The sequence below is a fragment of the Burkholderia pyrrocinia genome (assembly GCF_001028665.1).
In the GTDB taxonomy this organism is placed as follows: Bacteria; Pseudomonadota; Gammaproteobacteria; order Burkholderiales; family Burkholderiaceae; genus Burkholderia; species Burkholderia pyrrocinia.
This window is the reverse complement of the sequence record NZ_CP011504.1, coordinates 1740043-1765907: the sequence shown is the minus strand read 5'-3', so window position 1 is coordinate 1765907 and position 25865 is coordinate 1740043. Positions and strand designations below refer to the sequence as shown.

Annotated in this window: 19 protein-coding genes; 2 read left to right on the top strand and 17 right to left on the bottom strand. The window is 64.6% G+C overall.

The genetic code is table 11. The features are described 5' to 3' along the window. Window positions 1–12: 12 nt before the first annotated feature. Window positions 13–1548, bottom strand: coding sequence for a choline-sulfatase (betC, locus tag ABD05_RS24060; RefSeq protein ID WP_047902544.1), 1536 nt, complete (start codon window positions 1546–1548; stop codon window positions 13–15). A 240-nt stretch (window positions 1549–1788) separates the two neighbouring features. Here betC and ABD05_RS24055 point away from each other — a divergent pair, with 240 nt between their 5' ends. Next, window positions 1789–2694, top strand: a complete 906-nt coding sequence (locus ABD05_RS24055; protein ID WP_047902543.1) for a choline sulfate utilization transcriptional regulator — start codon at window positions 1789–1791, stop codon at window positions 2692–2694. A gap of 170 nt (window positions 2695–2864) precedes the next feature. After that, window positions 2865–3740, top strand: a complete 876-nt coding sequence (gene purU / locus ABD05_RS24050; protein ID WP_047902542.1) for a formyltetrahydrofolate deformylase — start codon at window positions 2865–2867, stop codon at window positions 3738–3740. 126 nt (window positions 3741–3866) lie between these two features. Here the strand turns inward: purU and ABD05_RS38385 are convergent, their stop codons facing one another. From ABD05_RS38385 to ABD05_RS23980, 16 genes are all read right to left on the bottom strand, one after another. Beyond that, entirely contained in the window at window positions 3867–4019 is a 153-nt protein-coding gene (locus tag ABD05_RS38385; protein WP_158361660.1) for a hypothetical protein, read from the bottom strand. 140 nt (window positions 4020–4159) lie between these two features. Then, on the bottom strand, window positions 4160–5347 hold the full coding sequence (locus ABD05_RS24045) for an ADP-ribosylglycohydrolase family protein (protein ID WP_047902541.1): 1188 nt from the start codon (window positions 5345–5347) through the stop codon (window positions 4160–4162). After that, window positions 5347–9948: an RHS repeat-associated core domain-containing protein gene (locus tag ABD05_RS24040; RefSeq protein WP_047902540.1), complete on the bottom strand. Its 4602-nt coding sequence runs from the start codon at window positions 9946–9948 to the stop codon at window positions 5347–5349. The genes ABD05_RS24045 and ABD05_RS24040 overlap by 1 nt, the downstream gene beginning before the upstream one ends. Window positions 9949–9959: 11 nt before the next feature. Beyond that, window positions 9960–10382, bottom strand: a complete 423-nt coding sequence (locus ABD05_RS24035) for a DcrB-related protein (protein ID WP_047902539.1) — start codon at window positions 10380–10382, stop codon at window positions 9960–9962. Window positions 10383–10403: 21 nt separating this feature from the next. Beyond that, window positions 10404–12527: a type VI secretion system Vgr family protein gene (locus tag ABD05_RS24030; protein WP_047902538.1), complete on the bottom strand. Its 2124-nt coding sequence runs from the start codon at window positions 12525–12527 to the stop codon at window positions 10404–10406. A 73-nt stretch (window positions 12528–12600) separates the two neighbouring features. Continuing rightward, complete coding sequence (locus ABD05_RS37885) at window positions 12601–12798, bottom strand: hypothetical protein (RefSeq protein WP_148669133.1); 198 nt, start codon at window positions 12796–12798, stop codon at window positions 12601–12603. 24 nt (window positions 12799–12822) lie between these two features. Next, the gene (locus ABD05_RS24025; RefSeq protein WP_047902537.1) at window positions 12823–14478 is read right to left on the bottom strand and encodes a trimethylamine N-oxide permease; all 1656 of its coding nucleotides are present in this window, start codon (window positions 14476–14478) and stop codon (window positions 12823–12825) included. A 227-nt stretch (window positions 14479–14705) separates the two neighbouring features. Then, entirely contained in the window at window positions 14706–15569 is an 864-nt protein-coding gene (locus ABD05_RS24020; RefSeq protein WP_047902536.1) for a glycine betaine ABC transporter substrate-binding protein, read from the bottom strand. A gap of 133 nt (window positions 15570–15702) precedes the next feature. Beyond that, complete coding sequence (locus ABD05_RS24015) at window positions 15703–16851, bottom strand: FAD-binding oxidoreductase (protein ID WP_047902535.1); 1149 nt, start codon at window positions 16849–16851, stop codon at window positions 15703–15705. A gap of 33 nt (window positions 16852–16884) precedes the next feature. Further along, window positions 16885–18126 (bottom strand): aromatic ring-hydroxylating oxygenase subunit alpha, encoded by a 1242-nt coding sequence (locus tag ABD05_RS24010; RefSeq protein WP_047902534.1) that lies wholly within the window; start codon window positions 18124–18126, stop codon window positions 16885–16887. 52 nt (window positions 18127–18178) lie between these two features. Beyond that, the gene (locus ABD05_RS24005; protein WP_047902533.1) at window positions 18179–18964 is read right to left on the bottom strand and encodes an electron transfer flavoprotein subunit beta/FixA family protein; all 786 of its coding nucleotides are present in this window, start codon (window positions 18962–18964) and stop codon (window positions 18179–18181) included. Further along, entirely contained in the window at window positions 18961–20127 is a 1167-nt protein-coding gene (locus ABD05_RS24000; protein ID WP_047902532.1) for an electron transfer flavoprotein subunit alpha/FixB family protein, read from the bottom strand. The genes ABD05_RS24005 and ABD05_RS24000 overlap by 4 nt, the downstream gene beginning before the upstream one ends. Window positions 20128–20135: 8 nt before the next feature. Then, window positions 20136–22061, bottom strand: a complete 1926-nt coding sequence (locus ABD05_RS23995; protein WP_047902531.1) for a (Fe-S)-binding protein — start codon at window positions 22059–22061, stop codon at window positions 20136–20138. Window positions 22062–22063: 2 nt separating this feature from the next. Further along, window positions 22064–24127 (bottom strand): NADH:flavin oxidoreductase, encoded by a 2064-nt coding sequence (locus tag ABD05_RS23990; protein WP_047902530.1) that lies wholly within the window; start codon window positions 24125–24127, stop codon window positions 22064–22066. Between the two features lie 68 nt (window positions 24128–24195). Beyond that, window positions 24196–24729 carry a DUF5943 domain-containing protein gene (locus ABD05_RS23985; protein ID WP_006488993.1) on the bottom strand — a complete coding sequence of 178 codons (534 nt, stop codon included), beginning with the start codon at window positions 24727–24729 and terminating at the stop codon, window positions 24196–24198. A 140-nt stretch (window positions 24730–24869) separates the two neighbouring features. Next, the gene (locus ABD05_RS23980) at window positions 24870–25841 is read right to left on the bottom strand and encodes a dipeptidase (RefSeq protein WP_047902529.1); all 972 of its coding nucleotides are present in this window, start codon (window positions 25839–25841) and stop codon (window positions 24870–24872) included. Window positions 25842–25865: the final 24 nt, after the last annotated feature.

The following is a 25865-nucleotide window of genomic DNA, read 5'->3' as shown; positions in this document are numbered from 1 at the left end:
GATGCGGGACGCTCAGCGCCCGACACGCGGAAAACGCGCCATCGCCTCGAGCGTGTCGAGTTCGATGTGATTGCGCATGTAACGCTGGCTCGCGTCGGTGAACGGCTGCCAGTCCCACGCGTGGATGCGGCCCTGCGTCGTCGCCGCGTAATGGAAGCGCCGGCGTCGCTGGCTCGCGCGCACCTGCCGGTCGAGTTCGGGCAGGTTCCAGCGCTGCGCGGCTTGCGTGCGGAACGCCGCGAGCACGTCGGCGGCTTCCGGCAGGCCGGCGAGGTTCGTCAGTTCGTGCGGATCGTCGGCGAGGTTGTAGAGCTGGTCGGGATCGGCCGGGCAATGCACGTACTTCCAGTCGCCGCGGCGGATCATCACGACGGGCGCGACCGCGCCTTCCGCGAGGTATTCGCCGAGCGCGACATCGTGCGCGGGCGTGCCGTGCAGGTGCGGCACGAGGCTTGCGCCGTCGACAGGGTCCGGCCAGCCGCCGGCCGGTGCGACGCCGGCCAGGTCGACGAGCGTCGGCAGCAGGTCGACATGCGACACGGGCCCGCGCACGCGCGCGGCGCCGAAACGGCCCGGCGCATGGACGATCAGCGGCACGCGGCAGCCGCCTTCGAAGAACGTCATCTTGTACCAGAGCCCGCGTTCGCCGAGCATGTCGCCGTGGTCGGACGTGACGATCACGATCGTGTCGTCGGCGAACCCGCACTGCTCGAGCGCGGCCAGCACGCTGCCGAACTGCGTGTCGACGTAGGAGGTTGCGCCGTAGTACGCGCGGCGCGCGGCGCGGATCTGCGCGTCGGTCGGCGGCGTGCGGTCGTTCTCGCAGACGAAGCGCAGCCGCTGCGAATGCGGGTCGCTGTCCGCTGCATCGAGCCGCACGGCCGGCATGTCGATCTCGTCGTCGCGGTACAGATCCCAGTATTCGCGCGTGATCGCATACGGGTCGTGCGGATGGGTCAGCGACACGACCATGCAGAACGGCCGTGCATCGTGCCCGGCCGCGCGTTCGCGCGCGACGTCGTACAGCTTCTGCTTCGCGGCGAACGTGACCTCGTCGTCGAAATCGAGCTGGTTCGTGCGCACGCACGGGCCTGCGTCGAGCACCGAACTCATGTTGTGATACCAGCTCGGCCGCTCGGTCGGGCTGTCCCAGTCGGGCACCCAGCCGAAATCGGCCGGATAGATGTCGGTCGTGAGCCGCTCCTCGAAACCGTGCAACTGGTCGGGCCCGCAGAAATGCATCTTGCCGGACAGCATCGTCCGGTAGCCGCCCGCGCGCAGGTAGTGCGCGAACGTCAGCGTTTGCGCCGGCAATTCGGCGGCGTTATCGTAGGCGCCGATCCCCGACGGCAGCTTGCCGGTCAGCAGCGAGAAACGCGACGGCGCGCACAGCGGGCTCGCGCAATACGCGGCGTCGAACACCACGCCTTGCGCGGCAAGCCGGTCGAGCGTCGGCGTGCGCGCGACGCGATTGCCGTACGCCGGCAGCGCGAACGGCGTGAGCTGGTCGGCCATCAGGATCAGGATGTTGGGTGTCGGGTTCGTCATCGGCGGTCGTGGGGAAAACGGTGTTCGAATGGAACGGTGCGCCGCTTTGGCAGCGAGTCGTCCGGCATGACGGATGCGGTCCGCAGAAAGTGCCGCGCGTGCCCGTCGCGACTGGCTAGAATCGCGGAAGGCCTGGCGCGGCGGCCGTGAAGCGCGTGTGCCGTACCGTCCGATGCACTATCGCCCGCCCGAATTCAGGCGGGTAGGCGTCCTGCCCTTATGGGGCCATTAGAAGGACTTATGTCGAAATCCGAACCGTTACCGTCGATGCAGGCGCTGCGCGCATTCGAGTCGGCCGCCCGGCTCGCGAGCTTCACGGCCGCCGCGCGCGAGCTCGGCTCGACGCAGCCGGCCGTGAGCCAGCAGGTGTTCCAGCTCGAGGCCGAGCTCGGCGTGCCGCTGTTCGAGCGCAGCCCGCGCGGCGTCACGCTGACGGCCGACGGCCAGTGCCTGTACGAAGCCGTGCGGCTGAGCCTCGACACGCTGCGCGGCGCCACCGCGACGCTGCGCGCGCGCCGCGAGCACGGCGCGCTCACGATCGTCACCGACTTCGGCTTCGCGACCTACTGGCTGATGCCGCGCCTGGCGGGCCTGAAACGCGTGATGCCGGATGTCGACGTGCGCGTCGTCACGTCACAGGATTACGATGCGCAGCGCGACCACGGCGACATCGCGATCCTGTTCGGCGACGGCCACTGGCCGTCGTGCACGGCCGCGCGGCTCTTTCCGGAATCCGTCACGCCCGTGTGCTCGCCCGCGTTCCGCGACGCGCATCCGCACGTCGCGCGGGCCGACCAACTCCTCGCGCTGCCGCTGCTGCACGTGCAGCCGACGCGCCCCGAACGCTGGCTGTCGTGGTCCGGCTGGTTCGATGCGCACGGCCTCGACACGGCGGCCGCCGCGCGCGGCGTGACCTTCAACAGCTATGCGCTCGTGATCCATGCGACGCTGCTCGGTGAAGGCGTCGCGCTCGGCTGGTCGCCGCTCGTCGACGAGCTCGTCGCGTCCGGCCAGCTCGTGAAGCTCGTCGACGCGCCCGTCGTCACGTCGCGTGGCTACTTCCTGGTGCGGCCGCCGCAGCGGCCCGAGCCGGACGCGACCCACGTGTTCCGGCGCTGGCTGCTCGACGCGTGCGCGAGCGCCTGACGAATCGGGCCCGGCCCCGCGCGCTGGCGCGCCGATACCAGCCACACGGCGCGTTGGTTCTATCCTCCCCAAAATCGTCCTGATTTACTTGAGTCTCCCGCAACCCGCGCGGCGCGGCGCTTTCGTGCGCTGCCGCACGGCCGTGCGCCTTATGCCAACCGAGGAGTCTCATGACCGCCGAGCACCGCCCCGATCAATTCGTCCTGACGCTGTCGTGCGCGAGCGCGGCCGGCCAGGTCGCCGCCGTCGTCGGCTTTCTCGATCGCCATCGCTGCTATGTCGATGCGCTGAACGTGTTCGACGACGATCTCAGCAACCGCTTCTTCGTGCGCTGCGTCTTTCATCCGACGGATGAAACGCTGCAGATCGACGCGCTGCGCCAGGAATTCGCGCCGATCGCGGCCGGCCTCGGCGGCGACATGCAATGGGCGATCCACGACGTGAACGCACGGCCGAAGGTGCTGATCATGGTGTCGAAGCTCGAGCACTGCCTCGCGGACCTGCTGTTCCGCTGGCGGATGGGTGAACTGAAGATGGACATCGTCGGCATCGTGTCGAACCACCCCGATTTCGAGCCGATGGCCGCGCAGCACGGGCTGCCGTTCCGGCACTTCCCGATCACGGCCGACACGAAGGCGCAGCAGGAAGCGCAGTGGCTCGACTTCTTCGAATCGAGCGGCGCCGAGCTCGTGATCCTCGCGCGCTACATGCAGGTGCTGTCGCAGGAGACGAGCGCGAAACTCGCGAACCGCGCGATCAATATCCATCACTCGTTCCTGCCCGGGTTCAAGGGCGCGAAGCCGTATCACCAGGCGCATGCGCGCGGCGTGAAGCTGATCGGCGCGACCGCGCACTTCGTCACCGACGATCTCGACGAAGGCCCGATCATCGAGCAGGTCGTCGAGCGTGTGGATCACGCGCTGCGGCCGGAGCAGTTGCTCGCGGTGGGGCGTGATGTCGAAAGCATCACGCTTGCGCGTGCAGTGAAGGCGTTCATAGAGCGGCGGGTGTTTTTGAACGGGGATCGGACGGTGGTGTTTTCGTAACACATGATGAAGCGGGACGCGCGTTACTCATACGGCGCGCGTTCGGCGTATTGGCGGAAGGGTTCGGCCGTAGGCCGAGTATCGACCTGCACGTGTCGCAACGCGCCCGTCGAACGCGGACACTCGTCAGTATTTCGACGGATCGAATCCGGCAAACTGCTCGTGCGCATCGTCGGGAGACAGGGAGGCAACCCCGCGCTCGAGTTCGACCGTCTTGAGTAACTGGTCGCAAGCGCGGCATCGATAAAGCGCGGACCGCATGGTTTCATTCACCGCCATCTCGTCGCAGTCCGACGTGGGTGCGGGACAATGCCGGCGTCGGAGACACAACATCACCGCTCGTGACGAAATTCCAGTCCACGCTCATCGCGACGCCCCTCCCTTTGGCCCGTATCCCGTTCAAAGCCCCTTTGCGCGCTTCAATTTCCGGATTGATCCGTTCGAGAAGCCGCGAGCAAATCCTCGGCAAAATGATAAAACCCGTGTGCCGCGTGCGTGTTGACGATCCATCTGACAGGAATCCCCGTCTCTCCGTAGTAGGCTCCGGCTATCTGGCCAAAGACGGCGCCAATGGTGTCCGAGTCTCCCGCCAGATTGACCGCCGCTAGCATTCCGGACTCGAAGCGGTCGTTGTTATAGAACGCCCACAGCGCGGCTTCCAGCGTGTCGATAACGTATCCCGTAGACGATATCTCATCGCGAGTCTTGTTCTTGTATGAGCCATGTGCAATTCGCTCCACGGCCGGCGCAAGTGGATGTCTATCCCAATACCCCGGTAGAGGTGAGAATCGATCGCTCAGGATTTCCTCTTTTGAGAATCCCGAGAATGCGCCCCACATCAATGCGCCAAGAAACCTGCAGGCGTCGACAGCCTCATCCGCTCCATGCGTGAGCCTCGAGCTTTCGGCCGCAAAGTGCACTACCTTCTCAAAATCATTCGTATAGAACAGCACAACGGGAGCCAACCGCATGAGTGATCCATTCCCGGCCGAATGTGGATCGCTATCTCCGGAAAACGCATTCCCTGTCTTCAAAAAACGATCGAGCGCGGCCCGAGTGGTTCCACCGATATCGAAGCACTCCCCTGTCGGGCTGTATGCCCCAAACCGATACCAATAGGAAAAAGCCAGCATCGCATGCTCGGGATCGAATCCACGCGCGCGGACAAGACTGTACGCGAGACAGCATGCCATGCTCGTATCGTCGGTCCAGTCACCGGGCTTGAGATGAAAAGGGCCACCACCCACGATATCGGTGACCGTAGCGCTGTCTCGTGACGAAAATTCGAGCGTCGTGCCCAGCGCGTCGCCGATCGCCAGCCCCAGCATTGCGCCGCGGAATCGATCGATCAGTTCCGAGCAATCGGCACCGATCTGCCGCTGAACGTCCTGCAGTGTTTCACGATCGGCCTGTGGGTTCCGGTTTCTGAATTTGAAATACTCGCTCAACCACGGTGTCTTGAGCGCCACATCCGCATTGGTAAATCTCCCGGAATACGGCATAAAACCCATATCCTCGGGGTATTGACTCCGTCGCGCCGCACGTGCGGCTGCGCGCTCGACGGCTACGCGCTGCTCGGCCGACAACTCTGCACGCTTATCGCTCATCACTGCTCTTCCAATGTGATATTCCATGACCCGTTCGCAGGATCGTGAGTACGATCGAGAACCTTAAACGGGGTATCAGGCTTGAATAATACCTCCGCTTCCCGAGGGAATTCGGACAGCGAACTCACCTTGACGCCGCTGCGGGACGCGATATTCATCGTCACCTTGCCCGGGAATACGCCATCGAGATCGGTAGTCGTCGACAGGAATGCCTTGTCCTGGAAAACACCCCCGACAGGAAACAACTGTTCAACCTGTTCGTTGGTCAGTCGCAGATTTCGCACGACGTCTCCCACATGCGCATAACCATTGTCTGCAAGCTTGCTCAAGCCATTCGACGCCTCCGAAGTCAGCCGCCCCCATTCACCCGGATTCCCGGCGCGCAATGCCGGGTTGATTTCCTCGTACAGGTTGGAGGTGTAGCCACGTATCGCAAGGTACTCGTTGTCCGTCAACAGTTTGTCCAGTACCGCATTGCCGCGTTTCGCCGCCAGCGCGTCCTCGACGTCCTTGCGCCCCCATTTGTCCTTCAGGAATTCGCGGAATTCGCACCCGGAAAGGCCGAGCGGGTCGACCCATTGGGTCGGATTGGCCACATATCCGTGAGTCCGGATACCGCCAGCCAGTCCAATCGGATCGACGGACAGATATTGTCCCGAATCCGGATCGTAGTATCGGTTCAGGTTGTAGTTCAGCCCGGTCTCGTCGTCTGCCCATTGGCCGGGGAAGCGCAGCGTCGTATCGATCGACGTGCCGCATGCATCGTTCGCGGCCCGCCTGGCCGGCAACAACTTCCCCCACAGCGAGTACGAAGCCTTCCATACGGATTGGCCACGTCCGTCAAACACCTCGGTCGGCAGACCCACTTGATCGGTCAGAACGGCGTACAGTCCTTCGTCGGTCTCCTGGGCGAGCGGCGAGAAACTGCCCGGCTCGATATGCCACGTCACAACCTGCCCGGTCGTCCCGTCCCGTTGCTCGACCCAGCGCTCCGCCATGGTCGAACCATCCCACAGAAACCTCATCGTTTCGCGACCGCCGATTTGCTGCTTTGCGACCCGGCGGTTGAATGCATCGTAGCGATACAGCCAGACGCCGCGCTCGGGTGTCACGACCTTCACGAGTCGGTTGAGGCCATCCCACGTGTACTGCCACGTTTTCGGCCGAAACCCGGGCTGCTCGATTGTCTTTTCGATCGTACGGCCACGCGCGTCGTACCGATAACGTGCATGGCCGATTCGCTCCGGCAGGCCGCCTCGACCGTAATGATGAACGTCCACCGGCGCTTGCCGGCCGTGCGCCAGAATGTTCATCGCAGCGTCATAGCGATAGTGCTCGGCCTGCTGCAACAGACTATCCGCCAGGACGACCTGGCCGCGTACGTCGCGTCGGTACGTACGTGTATCTGCGTCGGTGTCGACTCGCTCCAGTTGACCGGCCGCGTCGTAGTGGTACACCTGCCGTGTCAATTGCTCAAGCGCGTGTGCCGGATCGGCCTGCAAGGCTTCGATCGCCGCTGCCGGCCCGGCAACCTGCCGGCGAAGGCGACCGAGCGCATCGTATTGCCGCTGCGCGGCGAATTCCCCGACCTGTCGACCAGTCTCCCGCCCCAGACTGTCGCGATGGATTGTCAGCCCGCCGATCAGTGTCAACGCACCCAGCTCGTCGTACGCGTAGGCCGTCTCGCGGCGCGGGGTCATTCGCCGACGACGTCGCCCATCGGCATCGTAGACGTGCCGCAACAGCTCGCCATGCTGATCTTCGCCTACAAGACGCCCGTTTCCGTCATAAGCAAAACGCGTCACATGGGACTGCTCGCCGCGCACCTCCGCGGAGGCCAGCCGCCCCAGTAGGTCGTAGCGATAGAGGAGCCTCACATCACCGGCATCGACCTCAGTAAGCCGGTCCTGTGCGTCATACGTGTAGCGCCACTGGCCGCCGTCCGGCAGCGTCTTCACGAGCAGACGACCGGCTGCATCGCGCTGGTATGCCGTCACGCGGCCGCCCCAGTCGATCTCGGTCATGAGACGCCCCGCCGCGTCATAGCGATAGATGTACGCATCGCCCACCGCGTCGACGACCTTGGTCAATCGCGTCGCGTGATCATACTCGAACCGCGTCTCGTGACCGGCCGCATCGATCGACGCCACAAGCAGATCAAACGGACCGTAGGTCCGCCGGACCGTGCGCCCGAGCGGATCGGTCCACCCGACAAGCAGGCTCTCGCTGTTGTATTGCGCTCGCGACACCGAGCCGTCCGCGTGCGTGACCGCAACCAACCGGCCACGCGGATTGTCCGGGCCGTCGGTATAGTCGAAACCGGTCGCATCCCCGTCAGGCGACGTTTCCTCCAGCACCCGCCCCAGTACATCGCTCCTGCGCCGAAAGCGGGCTCCGCCAGGCAACTCGATATCTGTCAGCCGCAATCGCCGGTCATAGTCCAGCCGTGTCTCGCGATCACCCTGAACGACTCGCAGCAATTCGCCGCGGGAACCGTAGCGATACGTCGTTCTAGCGCCATCCGGTTCGGTTCGTGCAATCAACCGGTGCAAATGATCGTACTCGAGCCTAATCCGGCCGCCGTTCGGCAGGCTTACCGTCGTGAGGCGCTGTTCGTCGTACTCTAGATCGATCACTCGCCCGGAGCTTTCCGTTATCGAAATCAGCTGACCGATATCGTCATAGCGGTATACGGTCCGGCGCCCGAGCGGATCGATCCGCGCCATCAGGCGGCCGAGTTCCCATTCTGAGCGTGTGCAATGGCCGAGAGGATCGGTTTCGGCCGTCACGAGGCCTTCACCGTTGTGGTCGTAGATCCACTCGCCATCGGCATCGAACACGCGCGTGCGGCCGATCTCGTAGCTGAACCGGCCCGTGTGGTAGCCCTGTCGCGTGCCGGTCTCGACTACGCGCCCGACGGTGTCGTATTGATAACGGACATCGGTCTGGTCCGTATCCCGCCACTGGGTCATCCAGCCGTGCTCGTCGTACGCGTAATGGAACCGGCCGAACTGAAAGCTCGCCACGCTGGCAAGCATTCCGCCCTGGTAACCGTAGTCCACGAGCGTGCGACGGCCGCCATCCGCATCATCAAGGACGATCTGTTCCGGCCGACGACCTCGCCCGTGATAGACGACTTCCAGCCGATAACCATGACTATGAGCCAGCCCGCTCAGGCGCCCGGCAGCGTCGTAGGAAAACGCGATTGCGTTGCCGTCGAGATCCTCGATCCGCTCGAGGCGGGACGATCGGCCGTCGACCAGAGGCGAGAAAATGTGTAATTGTCGGGTATCGCGATCAAGGATACGCGGCTCGAGTCGGCTACCGATCAGCCGATAACGTGGTTCGCGCAGGTTAATGCCGTCGAGCGCGATTCCCGGCGCGTCAAAACCGATCACGAGGCCAGCGCCATCATGGAATCGCACGAAGCGACCGCCGTCGAACGTCAGGCACTGCGACCAGTTGTCCGACCAGCGGTGCCCGAGCAACCCGTCATCATCCGAGCGGGTCCGGTAGCGCCGCTTGAGCTCGAGCGGCAGCACACCCGGAATCGCCAGATCGACGCGCACCTCCAGCACTTCGCCGGTAGCGACGTCGACCGGATCGTCCACGCACTTGCTCTGCGAATCCTTGACGCCGCTCTGCTCGGCCGATTCTGTCGATTTCGGCTTGAATCCCTTGCCGATGGTCCTCCCGACCGCGCCGCCGGCCAGCCCGCCGAGCAAGCTTGCCCAGAATTCCTCGCCGGCCGTCAGCTCGGGTTTTTTGGGGCCGTACTGCCCGGTCGTCTTGTCGATCCAGATGCTCTTGCGGCCGGCATTGACTTTCGCACTGCAGTACGTTTCGTGGCCGATCCGCACGAGCGGCAGGTCATTCACGAACACGGTCCGGCTGCCTTCGACGAGCGGTTGCGGCACACCCGAGTGCTGGTCGCACTTGACGAGATCGGTGACGCGCGCGACTCGGCGGCCCTCGAAGTACACGTCATGCGAACCGGTCATGATCTGCCCGCAGTCGCTGCCCATCTGCTGGCTGGCGGAGGCCAGCGCGCTGCCGAGGCTGAGGCCGCCGGCCATGCACGCACCGACGATCATGGCTCCCGCCAGCCCGCCGGTCGCAACCGTCGCCACCACCGCCGCCGCCACGATCGCGCCGACCGCGACGCCCACCAGCATGCCGCCAAAGATGCCCCACGCGCCCATCGAATGAGCGACCGCATCGCCGACGCAAGCGGGGTGCGGATCGCCGCGGCCGATCGTGAGGCCGAGTTCGTCACCCACCCACACGAATCCCCTCGACATCGCATCCGTGGCGCCCAGCTTGTCGAGCGCCCACGCGCCCCCGATCGCGATTGCGACCGGCGCGAGTTCGACCGCGAGCGCGCCGGCGATCGCTGATCCCGATGCGCCGGCGGTAATCCCCGCGTCGAGGACGCTGGCCGTCGCCCAGCCGATGTCGCCGCCGAGCATAATATGGTTGACGTTCTCGTAGAACGGCTGATCCGCAGCCTTGGCCGCCTCGCCATCCTCCAAATGGCCGAGGCGCTCCATGCGCTCCTCGGCGCTACCGCTCGGCTCGTGGTATACAGGCGTGTCCGACATGGCAAGATCCGTCAGATCGGGGCATGCAACTGCAGGCTCTGGATCACCGCATTGAGCTGCTCACGCTGCGTGTCGCTCAACGCGCCCGGCGCGGTAAAGGTCAGCATCATCGTGATCTGCCCGTACTCGACCATCGTCAATTGCTGATGAATCGAAGCGCTGTTGTTGGTCCACGTAAACTCGTGAACGTGCGCATCGCGGCCCGATACGGTCGTCTTCGCGCTCGACACCTCGGCATAGTCAGGCACCTTCTTCGCGATCTTGCGAATCTCGCTCGCCACGTACTCGTCGAACTTCATCCCCCAAGGCAGCCGCTCACGCGTAATCACCAGGCTGACGCCTTCGGTTCCCGTCGCCGCCGACACGAACACGTTCATCGTCTTGTCTTGCCACTCGACCGGCAGTGCAAGCGCACCCTCATGCATCTGGTACATGTCTTGTAGTCCTGTTGAGTATCAGCCGTTCTTCGGATTGATGTCGGTACGCGATGCCTGGATGTTGATGTTCCCCGTACCGAGATGGATCACTGAATCACCCTTGTAGATGTCGATCGTGTCCGCCGTCATGTGGATCCGCGTGCCGCCGTCGCCGCCAATCTTGATCCACAGCTCCTTGGCCTCGATCGTGTGCACGCCTAGCGGCGTCTGCTGAAGCGTATTGCCTTGCGATACGACATCCGACAGGTTGCCGACCGACACCGTCGTCGCCTGATTGCCCTTCGCGACCTGGACGGTCCGGTCGCCCTTGAGCACCGTGTTGATCTGCGCGTCCTCGACGACGACGTTCATGTCCTTCTGCGCATGCATGTACAGCATCTGTGCGCCGGCCACGTCGCTCATCAACAGTTCGTTCGAGCCTTCGCCCTTGTGCGTCTGGCTCTTGATCCCCATGGTCTGGCCCGCCGCGCCATGGTAGGGATTGCCTTGCTCACCGTTGAACATGCGACCCACGATCACCGGATTGTCCGGATCGCCCTGATTGAACGCGACGATCACTTCCTGACCGATCCGTGGAATGGCCGCCGCGCCCCAGCCGTCACCAGCCCAGGGCTGCGACACGCGAATCCACAAGGAGTCGGAACCATCCCGCTTGCCGCGACGGTCCCACAGGAAATGCACCTTGACGCAGCTCCCGTTCGTATGGATCTGCTCGCCCTTCGGGCCGACGACGATCGCGGACTGCGTACCGTGGATCACCGGCTTCGGCGTCATGCGCGGCGCTCGAAACGGAATCTTCATCGGCAGCAGCACGAAGCTGTTCCGATAAGGCAACTGTGCGGAATTCTGCGTGTAATCGTTCACCGCCTCGTGCCGCACATGCAGGATCGCGTAATCCTGATTGTTCGTCTGCACCGGGTGATCGACGACCTTGACCTGGCCCGACGTGGTCATCTTCCAGGCATAGCCGCTACCGAGATAGCGATGCGCGACAGCTTCCTCCGCCTCCATCGCATAACGCGCATAGCGATTGCCGTCGTCTCCATGATCGTAGAGCGACTGGTGCTCGAACCGCTCGGTCGCTGCGAGCCTCGCATGATCGAGATTCTGCGGGCCGGCCTCGACCAACATCAGTGGCGACGAAGGCTGACGATGATTGAAATCCTGGTAGGTAATCTTGCCGACGCCGAAGCGCCGCCCCTCGTCGAGCCGATCGATACCGTTGAGTTCGCTGGATTCGGTGCTCGAGAACGGCATCGACGCGAGGCCATCGATCGGCCTGAAGACGAGATTGCCGTCTCCGATCACGAGGACGTGCTTGTCCTTCTCGTAACGGTGCGTCCAGACCAGGCCTTCCTGTTCCATCAAGCGTGCACAGAAATTGAAGTACGACTCCTGGTACATCACCACGTACTCGAGTGGTTTTTGCGCGGTGTGAAGATCGAACGTGAAATCCGCGAAACCGTGCTCCTGAAAAATGTCGCACAAGATGTCTTGCGCCGTCTTGCCCTGGAAGATCCGGCAGTCGGTCGAGCGAGTCAGAAACCAGAACCACGGCACGACGGTCATCTGGTATTGCGTCACCTTGCCGGGATTGCCGACCCGATCGAACGACGACACGTACCCATCGAAGTAGCGCGACTCTTCTCCGGCATCCGACGCCGTCAACCGTTCGAGCGACAACATCCGCGCCTGTTGATCGAATTTGAGCCGGATCGGCTGCCCGATCAATTGCTCCGGCGTCAAACTGTGTCGGTGCGAAAGCAGATCCAGATGGATCTCGGGCAACCGGTTCACGTACTCGTCCACGATCGCCGCACTGACCAGCAGGACATCGGGCCCAAGCGGCGTGTCGATCGTCACGTACCGGTTGAGCTGAGTCAGGCGTGCGACGCCGCCGGTGACGTCGTTCAACGCAGCGGCGACCGCGGCCGGGGTTTTCTCCATCAGGGAAAAACCTGTTTGCGCCAGTTGGAGCGCACGCTGGACCGTGTCGATATGGCCGGCCACGCCGGCCAAGGGCCCCAGATTTCCTGCGATAGTCGATGCCGCAGGCCCGATCAGGCCGCTGAGCGTGCTCAACGAACCCAAAGGGCTGCCGCCGAGGCCGCCCGGCAGGCCGCCATTCGGAGCAAAACTCATTTTAAATTCCTTTTCGTCTCAGGTTCCGCCCCGCCAGACCGTCGCCTCGAGGCGACCGTAACTCTAGGGGAAATCACAGCAGAGTGGAAGTGTAGCCCATGCGCGTGACGTTCCAGAAGTCGAACGCCCGGTCGAGCCGGCGACCGGGAAAACAGCCGAGACAAAAAGAAAATGGCGCCGATGAAAACGGCGCCAGAACAGCGACGGCATCGCCGCCACCCAGATCGCGCAGCCGCGCAACGATCCCATATGCGGTTTCCGGGATCCTCACGCGGGGCGCGCTAGGGCTATGTGCTCACTTCACCCACGCGAAGTAATACGACAACCAGATCGTCAGCCCCGCGCCGACCAGCGCCGCGTAAGGCATCAGATTCAGCCACATCGCGCGCTTCGGCACTTCGAGCTCCATGTCGCGCTGCATCTGCGCCGGGAATCGGCCGCGGTCCTGCCAGTAGTGACGATAGAGAAACACCGGCACGATCAGCAGCATCGCGATCAGGCCATTACGCAACGTGCCCTCGCCCTGCAGGTTCGCACCCGCGCCGACATATACGAGGTTCGCATAGCCGCAGATCGCGCCGCCGACGAGCAGCCATGTCGGGCAGCGGAACGGCCGATCCCAGTTGCCGCGATCCATCCGGTGGATCCAGCCCGACTGAAGATTCAGGAATACGAACAACATGTAGCAGACGTTCGAGATCGACAGCACCGTCATGTAGTCCGACATCATCAGCAACACGAGGTTGAAGCCGAGATCGGTCCACATCGCGCGCGTGGGCGAGCCGTGCTCGTTCACGTGCGACAGGTACTTCGGCAGCCAGCCGTCGACCGAGGCCTGGTACAGCGTGCGCGACGAGCCCATCATCGACGTCATCACGATCAGCAGGATCGACAGCATCAGCATCACGACGACCGCATTCGCAACCCATGCGCCGCCGCCGACGATCTTCGCCATCGCGGCCGCGACGCCGGTGCCGTCGCCGATCGACGGATCGAGCATCGCCTGTGTGCCGAGCGCGCCCTGGAACGCCAGCGGTACGAGCGTCATCACGACGAGACACAGCGCGCCCGACCAGAAGATCGCCTTCGCGGTGTCGCGGCGCGGATCGCGGAATTCACGCGTATAGCAGACGGCCGTCTCGAAGCCGTACGACGCCCATCCGGCCATGAACATCGCACCGAGCGCCATCGTGACGCCCTGACCGTTCCACGAACCGAAGGTCGCGGCCGTGACGTTACCTTGCGCGTCATGACCGAGCGGCAGCAGCGGGAGCAGGTTCGACATCGGCACGTCGCCGGTGACGAACGGCACGATGCCGACGATCAACAGCGGCGTGAGCGATGCGATGCCGAGAATGCGCTGCGTGCGCGCAGCCTTCGATGCACCGCTGTGCTGAAGCTTGAACGTGATGAGAAGCAGGATCGTCGCGATGATGAACGTCGCGTTGATTCGCAGGGACAGACCGGGCTTGATAAAGCTCAGGTCCGCTAACTTGAGCTGCCAGTGCAGCACCGCCGCGTTGGCGGGAAAGAGACTCGTGAGCGCATAGCTTGCCGCGAGGCCGCAGCCGAGCGCGAGCATCGGCGACCACGCGAGCCAGTTGCACCACACGGAAACCGGGGCAATCAGCTTGCTGTAACGGACCCAGCCGATCGCGCCATACACGGACGCGCCGCCCGATTTATGAGGAAATAGCCCCGATATTTCCGCATAAGTCGCGCTTTGGATCAGCCCCATCGTGATCGCGGCGATCCAGATCGCCCACGCGGGCTGGCCGATCGTCGCGCATACGCCGCCGATCGTGAACAGCACGCCTGCCGGCACGCCGCTCGTTACCCAGAATGCGTCTTTCCAAGTCAGGCCACGATGCAGCGTGTGGCCCGTCGAATCATGTGAGATGGTTGCCTCAACATCACTGGTGCGGTTCGCACGCAGTCCTGCTTGACTCATCCAATTCCTCCTCTCGATCAGTGTTAGCGCTTTAGCGCTTACTCTGGTCCGATGCAAAGCTGTGATGACTCCGCACAAGGGTCGTAGTGTAACAACTTACGCACTTTTTTGCAGAATCAGAAAAACAATTCCGGGATATGGCCGCATTGCGTCACGATTATTTCGGATTCCTGCGTACCATTCCCGGCGTGTCTCTTTGATGGTTCGTATGACGTATCGTCTGGTACTTACTGCGCGCCTTCCGTCCACGCATTCACGCGGTCGGCATGCGCCGCGATCCACGCGTCGGCGGCCGCTTCCGGCTTCGAACCGTTCTGGATCGCCAGCATCACGCTGTCGATTTCACCCGGCTTCCACTGGAATTTCTTCAGGAACGCGACGACCGGCTTGGCCTTCGCTTCGAGGCCCGGATTCGCGACGCTGTCGACGTGCTCGGCGCCGCCGAACACCTTCTTCGGATCCTCGAGGAAGCGCAGCTTCCACTTCGCGAACATCCAGTGCGGCGCCCAGCCGGTCACGATGACCGGCTTGTTCGCGTTGACCGAACGCGACAGCTCGGCCGTCATTGCGCTGCCCGAGCTCGGCATCAGCGTGTAGTTCAGCCCGTAGCTCTTGATCGCTTCGTCGGTCTTGCGCATCACGCCGGCGCCCGCATCGATGCCGACGATCCGGCCACCGAAACTGCCCTTCTCCGCGTTCAGGTCGTCGATGCTCTTCGCCTTCACATAGTCCGGCACGATCAGGCCGATCTTCGCATCCGCGAAATTCGCGCCGAGGTCGACGACCTTGGTCTTGTACTCATCCCAGTACGAGCCGTGCGTGACGGGCAGCCACGCGGACAGCGTCGCGTCGAGATCGCCGCGCGCAACGCCCTGCCACATGATCCCGGCAGCGACCGGCACGAGCTTGACCTGGTAGCCGAGCTTCTTCTCGATGACGCGGGCCGCGACGTTCGACGTCGCGACGCTGTCGTCCCAGCCTTCGACGTAGCCGATCTTCAGCGTCGGCTTCGTATCGGCAAGCGCCGATGCGCTCAATGCCACCATCGCCGACAGTGCGCCGGTCCACAACAGTTTTCCGAACAACTTCATGGTCGATCTCCTTGATATGCGCCTGCGCGCGTTGCCTCTCTAGGTTCTTCAACCACAAATCCGCGGTATCGTTGTTTTCCGACGGATGCTTGTCCGGGCGCGACGCGTCCGGACAGCCGATGGCGCGATTTGACTACTTGTCGATCACGAGATCGGACAGCGGCTTGCTGCAGCACAGCAGCACCATCCCCTGGTCGATCTCGCGCTGGCGGATACCGCCGTTGTGTTTCATCTCGACCTGCCCCGACACGAGCTTCACCTTGCAGGTGCCGCACATGCCCTGCGTGCACGAGGCCGGCAGCCGCACGCCCGACTGGCGTGCCGCGTCGAGCACGTGCTGCTCCGAGCCGCACGCGATCTCGCGGTTGCTCTTCGCGAAGCTGACCGTGTATTGCTTCGTCCCGGCGTCGCCGCCTTCGGCCGGCGGCGCGAGATCGGCGAGCAACTCGTCGCTCGCGGTCTGCGCGAGCGTTTCGAACGAGAAGCTCTCCTCGTGATACTGCTTGCGGTCGAAACCGGCTTCGTCGAGCAGGTCGCGCACGGCCTTCATGTACGGCGCAGGGCCGCACGTGAAGATCTCGCGTTCCATGAAATCCGGCGCGATCAGCTTCAGCAGCGGCAGCGTCAGGAAGCCCGTGACACCCGGCCAGTTCGTGCGCGCGCCCAGGCGCTCGACGACGAACGACGTGCGGAAATTCGTGTGATTCGACGCGATCAGGTCGAGCTCGCGCGCGAAGATGATGTCGTCCGGCGTACGCGCGCTGTGCACAAACAGGATGTCGCGATCTTCCGCGAGATCATGGTGCGCGCGGCTCATCGACATCAGCGGCGTGACGCCCGAGCCGGCCGACAGGAACAGGTACTTGCGCGCGGGATGCCGCGCACACGTGAATTCGCCGGCCGGGCCGAGCACACGTACCGATGCACCCGGTTGCAGGTTGTCGTGCAGCCAGTTCGACACCTTGCCGCCCGGCACGCGCTTGACGGTGATCGACACCGTGTGCGGCCGCGCCGGCGACGACGAGATCGTGTAGCAGCGGTTGATCGTTTCGCCGTCGATGTCGAGCTCGAGCGTGAGGAACTGCCCGGGTTCGAACGAGAACGAACGGCCCTGCGGCGAACGGAAGAAGAAACTCTTCACGTCGTGCGTTTCCTGCCGCACCTGGCAGCACACCAGCGTTTCCTCGACGTCGCTCGTCCAGCGCTCGGGAAGCGCGTTCCAGAACGCCGGGCGCGTCACCCGGCTGTCCGTCGGCTCGAAATTGGCCGCATCTCGCATCATGTCTTGCTCCGCTTGTCCGCTGCTATGTACTGACTATTCGCCGGTTTTTTCGGCGAGCCGGCCGATGTACCAGGCCGAGAATTTTTCGACGAGACCTTCCGTGTACGGCGAATACGGGCCCGGCTCGTATGCGCTGCTGGTCGCACCGCGCTGCGAGAATTCGACGAGCGCGCGATCCTGGTCGTTGGTCGCATTCCACACGGCCGTGAGGTTCTTCACGTCGTAGTCGATGCCTTCCTTCGCGTCCTTGTGCACGAGCCACTTCGTGCGCACCAGCGTCTTGCCGGCCGACAGCGGGATCACCGAGAACGTCACGATGTGATCGCTCATGAAGTGGTGCCACGAGTTCGGCTGCGTCCAGAACGACAACCCGCCGAGATCGGCCTTGTCGAATCCACCAAGCAGCTTCTTCGACGCGACCTTCGCATCGAGTGTCTGCGATTCGCCGCTGCGGTCGAGCGGCAGGCGCTGCGTACGGAAGCCCGTCACGTCGTGCAGTTTCTCGATCTCGGCGGACGGCAGGCCCATCTCGGCCCACTCCTTCCCGCGCCGGATGCACGTCTCCGCGAACGCATCCATGCCCTCGGCGTTGGCGTCGGAACGCTGGTAGCCGAAACCGTATTCGTACAGCGAGATCGTCAGCTCCGGATGGTTCGCGACGCAGTGATAGCACTCGCGGTTGTTCTCCATCGTGAGCTTCCAGTTGCCTTCCTCGATGATGTCGATCTGCGCGGCGATCTTCGTGCTCGGCAGGTCGTGCGGCAGCAGGTACGGCTCCATCTCGGCGCGCATCTGCGCGAAGTCGACCGGCGGCTCGTCGGCGAGGCAGATGAAGATCAGGCCCGCGAGGTTCTCGACGTGCACCGACTTCAGGCTGTGCTTGCAGCGGTCGAACTTCTCGCCCATGTGCTCGGCGAACATCAGCTGGCCCGTCAGGTTGTAGGTCCAGCTGTGGTACGGGCACACGATGTTGCCGACCGAGCCTTTGTCCTCGTTGCACAGGCGCGCGCCGCGGTGACGGCACACGTTGTGGAACGCGCGGATCGCCATGTCGTCGTCGCGCACGATCAGGATCGAATCGCTCCCCAGTTCCACGGTCACGTAGTCGCCCGGCTCGGGAATATCCGGCTCGACCGCCACCTGGATCCAGTGCTGGCGGAAAATCGCCTCCATGTCGAGCGCGAAAATGTCTTCGCTCGTGTAGAACGGTGCGTCGAGGCTGTGCCCTTCCTTGCGCCGCTCGATCAATGCACGAATGTCTGCCGATACTTTCATCGTTTGCTCCGGATTCCTTGCATCCCTGGGTTCTTGCCGACAGGCATCAAAATCAGTAGTCGATGAGCTGATGCTCGCGCAAATACGCGAGGATCACTTGTGCTTTTTCGACCGAACTCCCTTCATTTACGACGTTGCCGCCACGGCTTTCGGTCGTCGTCGCGGACAGCATCCGGGCATGCCCGGAGCGCTTCTCGGCGGCGACCAGTTTTACGGGTTTACGCTCGACCAGACCGACCGTCCACGCAGCCGCGTCGGCGTCCGCGCCGGGCGCCGCGAGCGCCGGCCGGATCGCGCCGGCACGCAGCCGCGCATACGCGTAGCGCGGCTCGGCATTGGCGAGCGGATGGACGGCGACGACGGCCGGCAGCGCCGCATCGACGCGCCGCCGCAGCCCCTTCGGCAAAAATTGCCGGACGGCCACGCGGTCGCCTTCGATCGTCACGTCCACAGCCGAGCCGACGAGCGGATAACCGAGCGCGGCGGCGACGCGATACGGCAGCATCCCGGTGTCGTACGCGCCCTCGGCGCGCGTGCCGGTCAGCACGAGGTCATAGCCTTCGATGCGCGCGGCGAGCGCGTGCACGGCGTCGGCGTCGTCGCGGCAGGCCAGCACCTCGACCTCCCGCGCGCCGAGCGCCAGATATTCGGCAAGCGCCGCATTCGCGGGGTCGCCTGCATGGATCACGTCGAGCTGCGCGCGATGCCGTTCCGCGAGCTGGCGGCCGGTTTCGAGCGCGGCCGCATCGTTGCGGCTGTAGCGCGCGACGCCGCTGACCGGGTGCCGGCCGACGGACACGAGCACCGCGATGCGTTGCAACTGGCGGGGGGCGTTCATGCTGCGACTCCTTCCGGTTCACGGCTACCGACCGCGGCCGGCGATTGTCCGCGCGCGACCCGCGCGGCCTGCACCTGTTCGATCAGCGCGGCGATCGTCGCCTGCGCATCGCCGACCACCGTCAGGTTCGCGCGCTTCGCGATCGGCGCGCTGCCGTCGAGGTTCACCGCGATCACGTGGCGGCAGTCCTTGATCCCCTGCAGGTGCTGCACCGCGCCCGAGATGCCGAACGCGATATACACGCTCGCCTCGACCGTCTTGCCGGTCGCGCCGACCTGCTTGTCGCGCGTGAAGTGACCGTTGTCGACCGCGACGCGGCTCGCGCCGATCGCCGCGCCGAACGCGCCGGCCAGCCGCTCGAACGCGCCGATGTCGGACACGCCGTTGCCGGCCGACACGATGAAATCGGCTTCCTCGAGCGCGACCCGCGCCGCATCGATTTCCTCGAGGCCGAGATCGCGATACGACTGCGCGGCATCATGGGCCGGGCGGATGAAGTCGGCGGCCAGGCGTTCGCCCGCGCCGACGAACGGCAGCTTCGCGTCGACCGCGTTCTGCGCGAGCAGGATCACGTCGGGCAGCGCGCGCGTCGCGAACGCTCGGCCGGCCTGCGCATACGCGCCGACATGCTTCGCATCGATCTCGACGACGTTGGTCGCGACGCTCGCGCCGGCGGCCGCCGCGTAACGCCGGCCGAGATCGCCGTCGCCCGTTGCGTTGTCGGGCACGAACACGTGTTTCGGTGCGAATGCCGCGACACACGCCTGCAACGCTTGCAATTCGCTTTCGGGATCGAATGCGCGGCGATCGAAGCCGGCGAGTTCAACCAGCTTGTCGACGCCGAGTTCGGCCACGTCGTCCTTCAGTTCGCCGAATGCGAGCAGCGCGACTTCGGTCTGGGCATCGGCGAGCAGCGCGGCGGCGGCGATCGCCTGCCGCGCATGATCGTCGAGCGCGCCGCGTTCGCCGTGCGCGACCACCAGCATCACGTGCTTCGGCTCCTGCACCGCGCGGCGCGGCTTCGCGGCAGCCGCGTGGCCGTGCGCGGACCAGTGCGCGGCGCTCGCATCGGCGCTGCCTTCCTCGCCGAGCGTGATGCGCTTCAGGCCCGCGGCCGTGATGACGAACGGCCGGCGCGGATCGATTCGTTTGATCGTGTTCATCGATTCACTCACTCCAGCGACGCAGCAACGAGTTCGGCCACGTCGAGCACATCGGGGCGCGGGCCCACGACGCCTTCGAGCATCGCCGTGCAGTTCGGGCACGCAACCGCGACCACGTCCGCGCCGATCGTGCGTGCATCGGCGATGCGGATGTCCGGAATACGCTGCTTGCCGGGGATGTCGGTCAGCGGCGCACCGCCGCCACCGCCGCAGCAGCGACCGCGCATGCCGTTGCGCTCCATCTCGACGACCTGGATGCCGATCGTCTTCAGCAGCTTGCGCGGCGCTTCCGTCTCGCCGTTGTAGCGGCCGAGGTAGCACGGGTCGTGATAGGTCGTGCGCTTGTCCTGCAGCGCCTCGACGGCCTTCGGCGCGATCTTGCCGCTGTCGGCGAGTTCGGCGAGATAGGTCGTGTGATGCTTGACCGTCACGCGCAGCCCGAGCGCACGGTATTCGTTGCGCAGGCTGTGCATCACGTGCGGGTCGGCCGTCACGATCTGCTGGTACGACAGCGTGCCGAGCGTGCCGATCAGGCGCTTCGCCATCTGCTGGAACGTCGCCTCGTCGCCGAGCCGGCGCGCAACGTCGCCCGTGTCGGTCTCGGTCGAGCCGAGCACCGCGTAGTCGACGCCCGCCTTGTTCAGCACCTTGACGAACGCGCGCAGCGTGCGCTGGTAGCGCATGTCGAACGCGCCTTCGCCCGCGACGAACAGCACGTCGACCGGCTTGCCCGGCTGCGCGACGGGCGCGCTCAGGTCGACCGACCAGTCGTAGCGCGCGGCCATGTCGTAGCCGCCCATCGTGCCCGTCTCACGCAGGTTCGCGAGCACTTCCTGGCCCTTGCCCGGCACCGAGCCGTGCACGAGCGTGCGGTTGCGGCGCATGTCGACGATCGCGTCGACGTGCTCGATCAGCATCGGGCATTCCTGCACGCACGCGCGGCAGGTCGTGCACGACCACAGCGTCTGCTCTTCGATCAGGCCCGACACGATCGGGCCGTTCGGCTCGCCGCGATGCTGGCCGACCGCGATGCCCGGCGACGGGCTGCCCGCGTACGCCGCATCGGTGCCGCCGGCCATCCCGACCACGAGATCCTGGATCAGCTTCTTCGGGTTCAGCGGCTGGCCCGACGCGAACGCGGGGCATGCAGCTTCGCACTTGCCGCACTGCACGCACGCGTCGAAGCTCAGCAACTGGTTCCAGCGGAATTCGACCGGCTTCGCGACGCCGTACTCCTGATGCTCGATGTCCGGCAGCTTCAGCGCGGTCGGCGGCGTGGCCGTACCGTTGCCGGTGAACGATTCACGCGTGGCCGCGAAACGCTCCTGGCGCGGGTGGAACGCGAGGTGCAGCAGGCCGGCGATCGCATGCTTCATCGGGCCGCCCTTCGCGGCGCCGACCGTCATCGTGAATGCGCCGATGCCGATCAGCAGCGCGCAGAGCACCGCGAACGCGCCCGACATCGCGCCGGTCGGCACCAGCATGAACAGCACGAGGCCGAGCGCGAACGAACCGAGCAGCCAGGGCAGCGTATTCCACGGGCCGCGCGACAGGCGGGCGGGCACGTCCTTCGCCGCGCGCCGGCGCCACACGAACACCGCGCCGACCAGCATCGCGAGCGCCGCGAGGAAGATCAGCTTGTCGAGCCACGGCGAGTAGATCGCGAGGCCGTAGTTGACGAACACCAGCGCGAGCGCGCCGATCGCGCCGCCGGCGGTCGCGACGTGGGTCTTCGCGATGTACGGATCGCGGGCGACCACATGGTGCAGGTCGACGAAATAACGCTTCGGAATCGCGAACAGGTTCGCGACGCCGAACGAGCCGGGCGCCGTGGCCCGGCCGAGACGCCAGTAGGACGAACGCTTCGCGACCGCGAACGCGAGCCCCGCCACCGACAGCCACAACAGTGCGGTAATGAGGAGGGACGGATTCATCTTCAGAAATCCTTCACGAGACGCAGCGAGTCGTAGATCGCACCGTGGACGTTGTGCATCGAGATGCAGTCGCCGACACGGAACAGCAGGAAACGGCCGTTGCCGAGTTCTTCCGACAGGCACGGCTGCGGCTCGGCCGCAAACAGCGTGTGCGGATCGATCTGGCCGCGGTTCAGCGATTCCGGCTTGAGCTTCCAGTACAACTCGTCGTTCGGCGACGAACCGTTCTCGATCACCACCTGGTCGACCGCACGCTCTTCCAGTTCTTCCGTGTACTCGTTGCGCAGCACGGCGATCTTCTTGCCGTCTTCTTCGTAGACGCGGTCGAGCATCGTGTTCGGCGTCGGGATCACGCCGAGCGCGTACAGGCGGCGATAGAAGATCGGGAACGTCGTGCCGCCGCAATCGTCGGCCACCTTCACATCCGGTGTGACGACCTCGACCTTCGAGCCGCGGCTCGCCATGAAGTCGGCCACGCCTGCGCCCGCATGGGTGCTCACGCCGTCGAACAGCAGCACGTTCTGCTTCGGCTCGACCTTGCCGGTCAGGATGTCCCACGAGCTGACGGCCAGGCCTTCGGCCACGCCCCAGCCCGGCACCTGCCATGTGAAGCTCGAACCGCCCGTCGCGAGCACGACGATGTCCGGCTTCTCCGCCATGATCATCTTCTCGTCGGCGGCAACGCCGAGGCGGCGATCGATGCCCAGGCGCTTGGTTTCCATGTCGAACCAGCGAATGATCCCCGACATCTGTTCGCGTTGCGGCGCCTTCGCGGCGATCATCACCTGACCGCCCACTTCCGCGTTCTTCTCGAACAGCACGACGTCGTGGCCGCGCAGCTTCGCGACGCGCGCCGCCTCCAGGCCCGCCGGGCCCGCGCCCACCACCACCACCTTGCGCTTCGGGCCGCGCGACTTCTCGACGATGTGCGGCATCGTCGCTTCGCGCGACGTCGCGGCGTTCTGGATGCACAGCACGTCGAGGCCGTTGTACTGGCGGTCGATGCAGTAGTTCGCGCCGACGCACTGCTTGATTTCGTCTTCGCGGCCGTCGCGGATCTTGATCACCATGTGCGGATCGGCGATCTGCGCGCGCGTCATGCCGACCAGGTCGATCATGCCGTTGGCGAGCAGGCGCTCGGCCTGGCCCGCATCGCGGATGCTCTGCGCGTGCATCACCGGAATCTTCACGACCGACTTGATGCCGGCCGCGAGGTGCACGAACGGCTCCGGCGGCAATGCCATCGGCGGCATGCAGTTGGCGATCGTGTTGTGCGTATCGCCGCCCGAACCGACCACGCTCAGGTAGTCGATCAGGCCCGTCTCCGACATCGCCTGCGCGATTTCCTTCAGCGCTTCGTGATCGAGGCCGTCCTCGTGGAATTCATCGCCGCACATGCGCAGGCCGACGCAGAAATCCTTGCCGACCGCCTCGCGCACCGCCGTCAGCACCTCGATGCCGAAGCGCAGGCGGTTCTCCAGGCTGCCGCCCCATTCGTCGGTGCGGTGGTTCGAGCGCTTGCTCCAGAACTGGTCGATCAGGTGCTGGTGAGCGGCCGAGATCTCGATGCCGTCCATGCCGGCGGCCTTCACGCGCTTCGCGGCCGCCGCGAAATCGCCGATGATTCGGCGGATTTCCTCGATCTCGATGATCTTCGCGTTGCCGCGGTGCACCGGCTCGCGCACGCCCGACGGCGACATCAGGTGCGGCCAGTGCTCGCCGTGGAACGACGAGCGGCGGCCCATGTGCGTCGCCTGGATCATGATCTTCGCGCCGTGCTTGTGCATCGTGTCGGCGAGACGCGTGAGCGGATCGATGATCTTGTCGGTCGACAGGTTCACCGATTTCCACCAGCCCTGCGGGCTGTCGATCGACACCGGGCTCGACCCGCCGCAGATCGCGAGGCCGACGCCGCCCTTCGCCTTTTCTTCGTAGTAGCGGATATAACGGTCGCCCGGCAGGCCGCCCGGCTCGGCATACACCTCCGCGTGCGCGGTGCTGACGATCCGGTTGCGCAGCGTCAGCTGGTTCAGCTGCATGGGTTTGAACAGGTGGGGATAACGCATCGCTGGCGACCTCTGGCGTTCGAATGTCTCGTGTTGCGGGTGTTGTTGTGTAGCGGTGTATCAGTGCATCAGTGCGCGATCGGCGACACTTCGAAGACGCAGTGGTCGTGATGCTCGGCCGCGCACTGCACTTCCTTCGATTGCGCGCGCGGCGCGCCCTTGCCTTCCGGCGTCGTGTCGTTGACCCAGTCCATCGCACCGGCGAACCAGCCGGCGAACATGTAGCAGAGCTTGCCTTCCTTGCCCGGCTGCTGAAGCACGAACGACGAGTGGCGCAGCTCGATCTTCGCGCGCGCGCTGGCCGGGTCGGCCTCGATGATCGAGAACAGGCCCCAGCCGCGCTGCGACAGGCGCTTCAGGTAGTGCTCGAACACGGCCATGCCGGTCAGGCCGTGCAGCTTCGCTTCCTTGTCGCACCAGTGGTACGCGGACTTGTAGCCGGCCTTGTAGAGGATCTCGGCATACGCTTCGACGCCGAGCGCTTCCTCGACGGCGACGTGGTTGTTCGTGAAGAAGTGGCGCGGCACGTACAGCATCGGCAGCGCATCGGTGGTCCAGACGCCGGTATCGGGATCGACGTTGATCGGCAGTTGCGGTTGCATCGTGGTGACTCCGTGAGGAAATTGGCCGCGCGTCTCGGCGCGCAGGCACGACATCGTCCGCGTGCCCGCGCGGCTGGTGCGGGCACGTCCCGATTCTTTTTAGTGTTGAAGCTCTGGAGGTGGTCCGGCCGGCGTAGCGCTTACGCGCCCCACACGTCCTTGAACACGCGTACCCAGTTCTCGCCCATGATCTTGCGGATGCGCGACTCCTTCCAGCCCGCACGCTCCATCGCCGCGGTCAGGTTCGGGAATTCGCCGATCGTGCGGATGCCGTCCGGGTTGATCACCTTGCCGAAGTTCGTCAGCTGGCGATAACGACCCTTGTCATGCGTCAGCATGTCGAAGAATTCCTTCGCGAAATCCTGCGTGAAGTCCGTGCCGATGCCGACCGCGTCTTCGCCGATCAGGTTCACGACGTAGTCGATCGCCTCGATGTAGTCGTCGATCGTCGCTTCGATCCCGCGCTTCAGGAACGGCGCGAACATCGTCACGCCGACGAAGCCGCCCGCATCGGCGATCTCCTTCAGTTGCTCATCGCTCTTGTTGCGCGGATGCTCCTTCAGGCCCGACGGCAGGCAGTGTGAATAGCACACCGGCTTCTTCGAGAACGCGATCGCTTCCGACGACGTGTTGCCGCCCACATGCGACAGGTCGACCATGATGCCGACGCGGTTCATCTCGGTGATCACTTCGCGGCCGAAATCCGACAGACCGCCGTCGCGTTCGTAGCAGCCGGTGCCGACCAGGTTCTGCGTGTTGTAGCAAAGCTGCACGACGCGCACGCCCATGTCGTGGAACGCCTCGATGTAGCCGAGGTTGTCCTCGAACGCGTGCGCATTCTGGAAGCCGAGGATGATCCCGGTCTTGCCTTCCTGCTTCGCGCGGAAGATGTCGTCCGTCGTGCGCACCAGCGAGAGCAGCTCGCCGTTGTCGCGGATCTTCTTCTTCATCACGCCGATGTTGTCGACGGTCTTGGTGAAGTTCTCCCACACCGACACCGTGCAGTTCGCGGCCGTGATGCCGCCCTTGCGCATGTCCTCGAACACCGGCTTCTCGAACTTCGAGATGTTCAGTCCGTCGATGATGATGCTGTCCTGATGCAGCGTGCTCATATCTGCCTCTCGCTTGAGTCTCTG

Coding starts and splice junctions, on each gene's coding strand:
- betC (WP_047902544.1), bottom strand. CDS start 1,548: ATGACGAACCCGACACCCAACATCCTGATCCTGATGGCCGACCAGCTC.
- ABD05_RS24055 (WP_047902543.1), top strand. CDS start 1,789: ATGTCGAAATCCGAACCGTTACCGTCGATGCAGGCGCTGCGCGCATTC.
- purU (WP_047902542.1), top strand. CDS start 2,865: ATGACCGCCGAGCACCGCCCCGATCAATTCGTCCTGACGCTGTCGTGC.
- ABD05_RS38385 (WP_158361660.1), bottom strand. CDS start 4,019: ATGGCGGTGAATGAAACCATGCGGTCCGCGCTTTATCGATGCCGCGCT.
- ABD05_RS24045 (WP_047902541.1), bottom strand. CDS start 5,347: ATGAGCGATAAGCGTGCAGAGTTGTCGGCCGAGCAGCGCGTAGCCGTC.
- ABD05_RS24040 (WP_047902540.1), bottom strand. CDS start 9,948: ATGTCGGACACGCCTGTATACCACGAGCCGAGCGGTAGCGCCGAGGAG.
- ABD05_RS24035 (WP_047902539.1), bottom strand. CDS start 10,382: ATGTACCAGATGCATGAGGGTGCGCTTGCACTGCCGGTCGAGTGGCAA.
- ABD05_RS24030 (WP_047902538.1), bottom strand. CDS start 12,527: ATGAGTTTTGCTCCGAATGGCGGCCTGCCGGGCGGCCTCGGCGGCAGC.
- ABD05_RS24025 (WP_047902537.1), bottom strand. CDS start 14,478: ATGAGTCAAGCAGGACTGCGTGCGAACCGCACCAGTGATGTTGAGGCA.
- ABD05_RS24020 (WP_047902536.1), bottom strand. CDS start 15,569: ATGAAGTTGTTCGGAAAACTGTTGTGGACCGGCGCACTGTCGGCGATG.
- ABD05_RS24015 (WP_047902535.1), bottom strand. CDS start 16,851: ATGATGCGAGATGCGGCCAATTTCGAGCCGACGGACAGCCGGGTGACG.
- ABD05_RS24010 (WP_047902534.1), bottom strand. CDS start 18,126: ATGAAAGTATCGGCAGACATTCGTGCATTGATCGAGCGGCGCAAGGAA.
- ABD05_RS24005 (WP_047902533.1), bottom strand. CDS start 18,964: ATGAACGCCCCCCGCCAGTTGCAACGCATCGCGGTGCTCGTGTCCGTC.
- ABD05_RS24000 (WP_047902532.1), bottom strand. CDS start 20,127: ATGAACACGATCAAACGAATCGATCCGCGCCGGCCGTTCGTCATCACG.
- ABD05_RS23995 (WP_047902531.1), bottom strand. CDS start 22,061: ATGAATCCGTCCCTCCTCATTACCGCACTGTTGTGGCTGTCGGTGGCG.
- ABD05_RS23990 (WP_047902530.1), bottom strand. CDS start 24,127: ATGCGTTATCCCCACCTGTTCAAACCCATGCAGCTGAACCAGCTGACG.
- ABD05_RS23985 (WP_006488993.1), bottom strand. CDS start 24,729: ATGCAACCGCAACTGCCGATCAACGTCGATCCCGATACCGGCGTCTGG.
- ABD05_RS23980 (WP_047902529.1), bottom strand. CDS start 25,841: ATGAGCACGCTGCATCAGGACAGCATCATCATCGACGGACTGAACATC.